Source organism: Falsiroseomonas bella, from assembly GCF_003173615.1.
Taxonomy (GTDB): Bacteria; Pseudomonadota; Alphaproteobacteria; order Acetobacterales; family Acetobacteraceae; genus Falsiroseomonas; species Falsiroseomonas bella.
In genome coordinates this window covers 1,773,549-1,780,384 of record NZ_QGNA01000001.1, presented here as the reverse complement: position 1 = coordinate 1,780,384, position 6,836 = coordinate 1,773,549, and the positions used below count along the sequence as shown (strand labels likewise).

The following is a 6,836-nucleotide window of genomic DNA, read 5'->3' as shown; positions in this document are numbered from 1 at the left end:
AACGGCTCGATGATCCGCCACTCCGCCTCGCTCAAATCGAACCGCGACATGCCCCTATCCCCCGTCAACTCCGACGGTGAATCAGATCGCGTCGCGTCGCAGCAAGGACTTTGGGTTCAGGACCTAGGCGGCTGCGGTCGCGCCCTCCCGCTGGCCCGCCTATGCTGGGTGGGACCGCGAGGAGGCAACCGGCAGGTGAATTCGGAAGGGCCGGGACGGGACGCCCTGGCGGCGGCGCTGCTGCTCGGCGTGCTGATGACGGGCGTCATCGTCTTCGGCTCGCTCTATCCCTTCCAGTTCCGGCCGCTGCCCGACGGCACGACGATGACCGATGCCGTGCTGCAGGCGCTGCACCGCCGGCCGGGCGGGCGGGGCGACCTGGTGGCCAACCTGGTTCTCTACGCGCCGCTCGGCTTGGCGCTGGCGCTGGTGCTGCAGGCCCGCTTCCGCCCGGCCGTCGCGGCGACGGTCGCGGCACTGGCCTGCCTGCTGCTCTCGGCCGCCATGGAGTTCGGCCAGATCCACGTGCCGCGCCGGTCCCCGAGCGGGCTCGACCTGCTGCTGAACGCGGTGGGCGGCGGCGCGGGCGCGCTGGTCGCGATCTGGGTACGCCCGCCGGCGTCAGGCCTGCCCGGGGCCTGGCTGCGTCCCGTCGAGCCCTTCGCCGCGCTGTTGCTCGGCTGCTGGCTGGCCTACCGGCTCTTTCCCTATGTGCCGGCGCTGGATTGGGGAGAGTGGCGCGCGAGCCTTGCGCCGCTGCGCCACCTGGCCGGGATCGATCCCTGGCGGGTGCTGCGGCTGGCGGTGTTCTGGCTGGCGGCGGCGCGACTGCTCGCCGCGGCCTGGCCGCGCCTGGGCGGGACCCTGCCCTTTGCGGCCCTGATCCTTGCGGTGCTGGCCGCGGCGGTGCCGATCGTGGACCGGCGGGTCAACCCGGCGGAGGTGGCGGCGGCCGGCCTGGCGCTGGCGGCCTGGCCGGTGCTGCGACGGCTGCGCCACGGCGACCTGCTGCTGGCCGGCCTGATGCTGGCGGCGGTGCTGGCCGAGAGCCTCTCGCCCTTCATCCTCGCGGCCGAGCCCCGCCCCTTCGGGTGGGTGCCCTTCCGTTCTGTCGTGCGCGGCAATCTCGCCAACGGGCTGCAGGCCGTGCTGCTGAAGACCTTCCTCTACGGGACGCTGCTGTGGCTCGCGATCCGGTCCGGGTTGCGCGCCTGGCTCGCGGTACCGGCGGTGGTCGGCCTCGCCTTCGGCATCGCGCTGTTCCGCACCTGGATCCCCTGGCGCACCGCCGACAGCACCGACCCGGCGCTGGCGGCGATCGCGGCGCTGCTGCTCGTGCTGTTCGCGCGGCTGCGGCGCCGCGCCGATCTCACAGGAAGCGGCTGAACAGGGCGCGCAGCAGGTCGCGGGGCCGCGCGGCCAGCGCGGGCTCGCCGCTCGCCGCCGCCAGCCGCGCCGCCTGCCACCAGGGGCCGAGGCCGGCGCGCGAGGCGTGGTAGATGTAGCCGCCGAGCGCGGGGCGCAGCGCCGCCGCGACGGCCGCCTGCTGCGGCGCGGAGAGGCGCGATTCGCCACGCGCCAGCCGCGCCACCGCTTCCGCCGTGCCCTTGCAGAAGCGCAGCGTGTTGCGCGCGTGGGAGAGGTTCGTCTCGTGCACGCGCTTGCGCGTCACCTGCTCGCGCGTGAAGACGAAGCGGCCGCGCAGCGCGAGGCGGATGAAGAAATCCTGGTCCTCGCTGTACATCATCGCCTCATTGAACAGCCCGGCTTCCAGCGCCGCCTCGCGGCGGAACAGGCAGGCGGAGGTGCAGAAGGGCGTGGTGCGCAGCAGCTCCGCGAACATACGGTCGCCGAGGGTGAAGACGCCGGGCGCGACCTCCTCCGCCGGCAGGGCGGCGATGCCGCTGTCGGTGAGCAGGCTCGGCACCGTCACCGCATCGCCGCTGAACAGCGTGTTGTCGCCGAAGGCGAGCAGCGCGTCGGGCGCGGCATGCAGCGCGCCGAGCAGCGCGGCGTGGTGGACGGGGGTGAACAGGTCGTCGGAATCGAGCAGCGCGATGAACTCGGCATCGCTGTCGCGGATCGCGGTGTTGCGCCCGGCCGAGGGGCCCTGCGGCCCGGCATTCGGCAGCACGCGGATCGCGATGCGGTCGCGCAGCGCCTCCGCCGCCGCGCGTGCGACATCGGCCGTGCCGTCGGTGCTGCGGTCATCCACCACGGTGACGCGGGCGGGCCGCACCGTCTGCGCGGCGATGCTCTCCAGCGTCGCGCGCAGGAAGGGCGCGGCGTTGTAGGCGGGGATGACGACCTCGATGGCCGGGCTGGTCATGGCGCCTGCACCTACCCCAGCGATGCCTGCGGCGCCATGCCGGGCCGGCAGAGCGCCAGGAACTGCGCCGTGCGCGCCGCCCAGCCCGCCGCCCGCGCCGCCTCCAGCCCGCCCGCGGCGAGGCGCGCGGCGAAGGCGGGATCGTCCAGCAGGCGCAGCGCGGCGGCGGCGATGGCGCCGGAATCCTCGCCGTCCACCAGCAGGCCGTTGCGGCCATCCGTGACCGCCTCCGCCGTGCCGCCGGCGCGGCCGCCGATCACCGGGCGGCCGCAGGCATTGGCTTCCAGGAATACGAGCGGCGTGCCATCGCTCTCGCCCGGCTCCGCGCGGTTGGGCAGGGCGACGAAGTCGGCGAGCGCGTAGAGCGCCGGCATGTCCTCCGCCGGGATGGCGCCGGCGAAGCGCACGCTCTCCGCGCCGCCGCATGCCTGCGCCAGCGCCTCGAGCTCCGCACGCTGCGGGCCGTCGCCGGCGACGAGCAGGATGGCTTCGGGATGGGCGGCGCGGATCGCGGGCATGGCGGCGATCAGCCGGTCCACGCCCTTGCGCGGCACGAGGCGCGACGGCGCCAGGATGACGCGCCGCTCCGCGAGGCCAAGCGCGGCGCGGCGCGCCGGATCGGGCGGCAGCGGGCGGAAGCGGTCGAGGTCCACGCCGTTCGGCACCACGCCGATGCGCGCCGGCGGCACGCCATAGGCGCCGGCGAGCCGTGCGGCGGGGAAGCGGCCGGCGGCGATGATGCAATCGGCTTCGTCGAACCAGCGCCGGCGCTTCGCGCGGGCCGCCGCATCCGCCTGCACCAGGTCGTCGCCATGGCAGTAGATCAGCGCGCGGCGACGCAGCACGCGGCGCACGAAGGGCACGAGCCAGCCCACCGTCTCGTCGTCGCAGATGCAGACGGCGTCAGCGCGATGACGCTGCGCTTCCCGCGCCACGACGAGCGCAAGGCGAAGCGCCGCGGCGCCCCAGGCGACCTGGCGCAGCAGGCGGTTGCGCGGTGCGGCGGCGGCCAGCGGCGGGCGGACGAGCGGGAGTCGCCGGATCGGGTAGGGCGCGGCCGCGTCAAGCGCGCGCCAGCCCGGCCATTCGCGCCCGGTCGCCGCATCCCGCGCCGAGGTCAGCACGGCGATGGCGCCGCCCGCATGGCGCGCGAGCGCGGCATAGACGCCGGCCGAGCCGCCGATCAGCGGCGGGAAGGTGTGGCAGACGAGAAGACAGCGCGGCGGTTCGGGCCGCACCGTCTCAGCCCGCCCGCTCCAGCAGCGGATCGAGCGCGCAGAGCGTCGCGGCCCAGTCATGGCCGGCGGCGACCGCGGCGCGGCCGGCGGCGCCGAGCCCCGGATGGCGGCCTTCCAGCACCTCGCGCACGCGCGCGGCGGTTTCGGTCCCGCCATCGGCGACGAGCAGGTCACGGCCCGGCACCGCGCGCACGCCTTCGAAGGCCTGCGGGCTGGCGACCACGGGCTTCGCCATCGCCATCGCCTCCAGCACCTTGTTCTGGATTCCGCGCGCGATGCGCAGCGGCGCCACCGACACGGCCGCATGGGCGATGTAGGGCCGCACATCGGGCACCGGCCCCGTCACATGCACGCCTTCAAGCTGCGCCAGCGCCAGCACCGCGGGCGCAGGGCTGGCGCCGACGATGTGGAATTCGGGCGGGCGCGCGCCTGCCGGCGGATCGGCGCGCAGCAGCGGCAGCACATTCTCCGCGAACCAGGCCACGGCCTCGACATTTGGCCGGTAGTTCATGGTGCCGGTGAAGACCAGCGCGGGCCCGGCATCCGGCGCGAAGGGCGAGGGATACTCGCGCGCCGGATCGAAGCGCGACAGCTCGACGCCGTTGTCCACATGGCCGAGGCGCTCCGCCGTTTCCGGCGCGAGCTCGGCGAAGTGCCGCGCCTCCTCGGCGGAGACGAAGATGGAGCGGTCGAACTCCATCACCGCACGGCGCTCGAAGGCCAGGAGCGTCCGCGCCTCCCGCGACCAGACCTGGCGCATCGGCGGCTTCGCATCGGCGGCGTAGGCGCGCCATTTTTCCGAATCCACGTCCACCAGGTCCAGCACGCGCACCACGCCCTGCCCCGCGCGGCCCATCGCGTAGGGCGCCATGGCGGAGGAATAGACCAGCGCCGCGTCGTAGCGGCCTGCCGCCAGGCCCTGCTGCGCCCAGCGGAACAGGCCGGGCTCGTGGAACCAGCCGAGGCTCAGCGGCGCACCGGGGCGCAGCCGCAGCAGGGCGCGCGCCGCCGATTGCCAGCGGCCGAGCGCGGGGCGCCATTCCACATGCTTCGCCACCTTCGCCATCGCCGGCAGATGCGCGATGTCCGCGCGGTCATCCACGAGGAAGCCGCACTCGATCTCCCAGCGCGGCGCCAGGTGCTCCAGCATGTGCCAGGCGCGGATCTTCTCGCCCTTCACGGGTGGATAGGGGATGCGATGGCTGAGGAAGAGCAGGCGACGCGGCATGGGAGACTGGCTCACTCCACTCATCGGTGTCGGGCATTTTAACACCCGCGCGCAGGGCGGCTTATCAGTAATTCGTTCCGGGAATCAGGGGGTTACGGCGCAGCATTCGGCCCTTCACGCCTTTCCGGGCTTGTTTCCGATTCTGGAATATTTGACACTCTGCCGGGGCTGAATACGTTGTGCCTCGTCCAGGCGGCCCAACAAGCAACAAAATATACTGCATTTCGCCCCGCTTGAGCATGATGCTGTTCGGCACGCGATTTGCTCACCGGTGGACTCCCGTCTTCAACGTCAGGAAATCCAAGTAGATGAACTCGAAAGTTGCGCTCTTCGGAGCGGTGCTCTTCGGCATCGCTGCTGCCGCGCCGTCGCAGGCTGCGGTCAGCGTTGTCCAGGCTCCCACGAACTTCTTCGTGCCGACCGTCGGCCAGATCTTCGACAGCCCCTACTACCGGGGGAACGGCGAGGACTGGAGCTGGACGCACGCCGCCATTGCCGCGCCGACGACCTCCGCGACACTGCGCGTCAGCGGCTACGACGTCGACTCCGACGACGGCGAAGTGGACATCATCGAGGCCTTCGACACCAGCACGGCCACCTGGATCGAGCTCGGCAGCCTGGTTGGCGTGAACGACACCTTCTCCTTCACCGACTTCGCCGTGCCGACCAGCCTGTGGGACGACATCGGGGGCGGCCTGCAGGTGCGGATCCGCATCGATGTCACCAATGACGACTGGTTCGTGACCCTGGCGAAGTCGGCGCTCTGCACCGATGGCAGCGACTGCGACTTCAACCCGAATCCCGGCACGGTGCCGGAGCCGGGCACGCTCGCGCTGCTGGGCGCCGGCCTCGTTGGGCTGGCCGCGGTGCGCCGCCGCCGCAAGGTCTGATGTGTCGGAGGCGGCCTTCCGGCCGCCTCCCCTCACCTCCGGGACGCATGCCGTCGCCGCGGCCGGCTTGCCGACCGGGCGCCTCAACGGTCTTGCCGCCCGCTAGCCGAGGCCGCGCACCAGCGGCGGGCCGAGCACATTCGCCACCGGCACCGGCAGCTTCTTCCACATCGCGATGAACAGCTTGTATTTCGGGTTGTTCGGGTTGTTCTCCGGGATCGCCGCGCCTTCCGCCAGGCGGTAGCAGTAGTGCAACTGCTGCGGCACGAAGCCCCAGTTCTTCTTGTAGGCGAAGGCGCCGGTGTCGATCTTGCTGCGCCCGAAATCGAAGCTCGTCGCGCCACGCTCTCGATGCGCGCGTCGCATCACCTCCCAGTACATCACCTCGTTCGCGGCGTTGCCGCGCGCGGCGCGCGTGCCGCCGCCGTAATAGGGCAGCACCTCCTGCCGGAAGTGGAAGTTCAGCACGGAGGAGACCGGCGTCCCGTCCTGCCACACCGTGGTGACGTCGTGCTCGCCCGGGAACCGCTCGGCCAGCAGCCGGAAGTAGCGCTTGGGGAAGACCGGCGAGCCGAGGTTGCGCACGCTCTCGGCGTAGATCGTGTGCAGCACGTCGATGTCGCTGTCGGAGGTGGAGCGCAGGGCGAACTTCGTCAGCCCCTTGCGCACCTCCGCCCGCTGCTTGCGCGGGATGTTCTTCTCCATTCCCTTCACGTCATCGTCGAAGGCGACGATCGGCTTGCGGAAGGTGAAGTAGAGCGGGGCGCGCTCGGTCCAGCCGGGATCGGCTTCCGCTTCCCGCCGGAATTCCAGCGCGGGAGAGCCGAGCCTCGCGCGCAGCGCCATCGCATGCGCCTCCAGCGCCGCCGCAGCCTCCGGCGTGACGGCGACGCTGCCGCCATAGACGCAGAAGGGCGTGGAGGCGAGCAGGTCGCCGAACAGCAGCGTCTTCATCCGCGCCAGCGGCAGCACGCCGACGATCGCGCCGTCCTGCTCGGCGAAGACGTAGTGCGTCGGATGGCCGAAGGCGCGGCGGATCACCTCGGCCCAGGGCGCCAGGTGGAAGAAGGTGGCCGAGGGCGTCTCGCGGACGAAGCGGTCCCATGCGGCGGCGGAGCCCGCGTCCAGTTCCCGGATGACAACGGACATGC

General features: G+C 72.4%; 6 protein-coding genes. 2 read left to right on the top strand and 4 right to left on the bottom strand.

All coding sequences use genetic code 11. The features are described from left to right. Positions 1-195: 195 nt before the first annotated feature. A complete protein-coding gene (locus DFH01_RS08305; protein ID WP_158287666.1) occupies positions 196-1,386 on the top strand; it encodes a VanZ family protein in 1,191 nt (396 codons plus the stop codon). Here the strand turns inward: DFH01_RS08305 and DFH01_RS08300 are convergent. Genes DFH01_RS08300 through DFH01_RS08290 form a run of 3 tightly spaced genes read right to left on the bottom strand, consistent with a single transcriptional unit; the run spans position 1,370 to position 4,795 of the window. Then, positions 1,370-2,329 (bottom strand): glycosyltransferase family A protein, encoded by a 960-nt coding sequence (locus tag DFH01_RS08300; RefSeq protein ID WP_109869842.1) that lies wholly within the window; start codon positions 2,327-2,329, stop codon positions 1,370-1,372. The two genes, DFH01_RS08305 and DFH01_RS08300, sit on opposite strands and share 17 nt — an antisense overlap. An 11-nt stretch (positions 2,330-2,340) precedes the next feature. Next, positions 2,341-3,567, bottom strand: a complete 1,227-nt coding sequence (locus DFH01_RS08295) for a glycosyltransferase family 4 protein (RefSeq protein ID WP_158287665.1) — start codon at positions 3,565-3,567, stop codon at positions 2,341-2,343. Positions 3,568-3,571: 4 nt separating this feature from the next. Next, a complete protein-coding gene (locus tag DFH01_RS08290; RefSeq protein ID WP_109869840.1) occupies positions 3,572-4,795 on the bottom strand; it encodes a TIGR03087 family PEP-CTERM/XrtA system glycosyltransferase in 1,224 nt (407 codons plus the stop codon). A 308-nt stretch (positions 4,796-5,103) separates the two neighbouring features. Between DFH01_RS08290 and DFH01_RS28465 the strand changes: the two genes are divergently transcribed. Then, positions 5,104-5,685, top strand: coding sequence for a PEP-CTERM sorting domain-containing protein (locus DFH01_RS28465; protein WP_199231151.1), 582 nt, complete (start codon positions 5,104-5,106; stop codon positions 5,683-5,685). Between the two features lie 102 nt (positions 5,686-5,787). Here the strand turns inward: DFH01_RS28465 and DFH01_RS08280 are convergent, their stop codons facing one another. Then, positions 5,788-6,834 (bottom strand): FemAB family XrtA/PEP-CTERM system-associated protein, encoded by a 1,047-nt coding sequence (locus DFH01_RS08280; protein ID WP_109869839.1) that lies wholly within the window; start codon positions 6,832-6,834, stop codon positions 5,788-5,790. Positions 6,835-6,836: the final 2 nt, after the last annotated feature.

What these genes read in the sequence shown, in the direction of transcription:
- DFH01_RS08300 (WP_109869842.1), bottom strand. Translation starts at nt 2,329, where the DNA reads ATGACCAGCCCGGCCATCGAGGTCGTCATCCCCGCCTACAACGCCGCG.
- DFH01_RS08290 (WP_109869840.1), bottom strand. Translation starts at nt 4,795, where the DNA reads ATGCCGCGTCGCCTGCTCTTCCTCAGCCATCGCATCCCCTATCCACCC.
- DFH01_RS28465 (WP_199231151.1), top strand. Translation starts at nt 5,104, where the DNA reads ATGAACTCGAAAGTTGCGCTCTTCGGAGCGGTGCTCTTCGGCATCGCT.
- DFH01_RS08280 (WP_109869839.1), bottom strand. Translation starts at nt 6,834, where the DNA reads ATGTCCGTTGTCATCCGGGAACTGGACGCGGGCTCCGCCGCCGCATGG.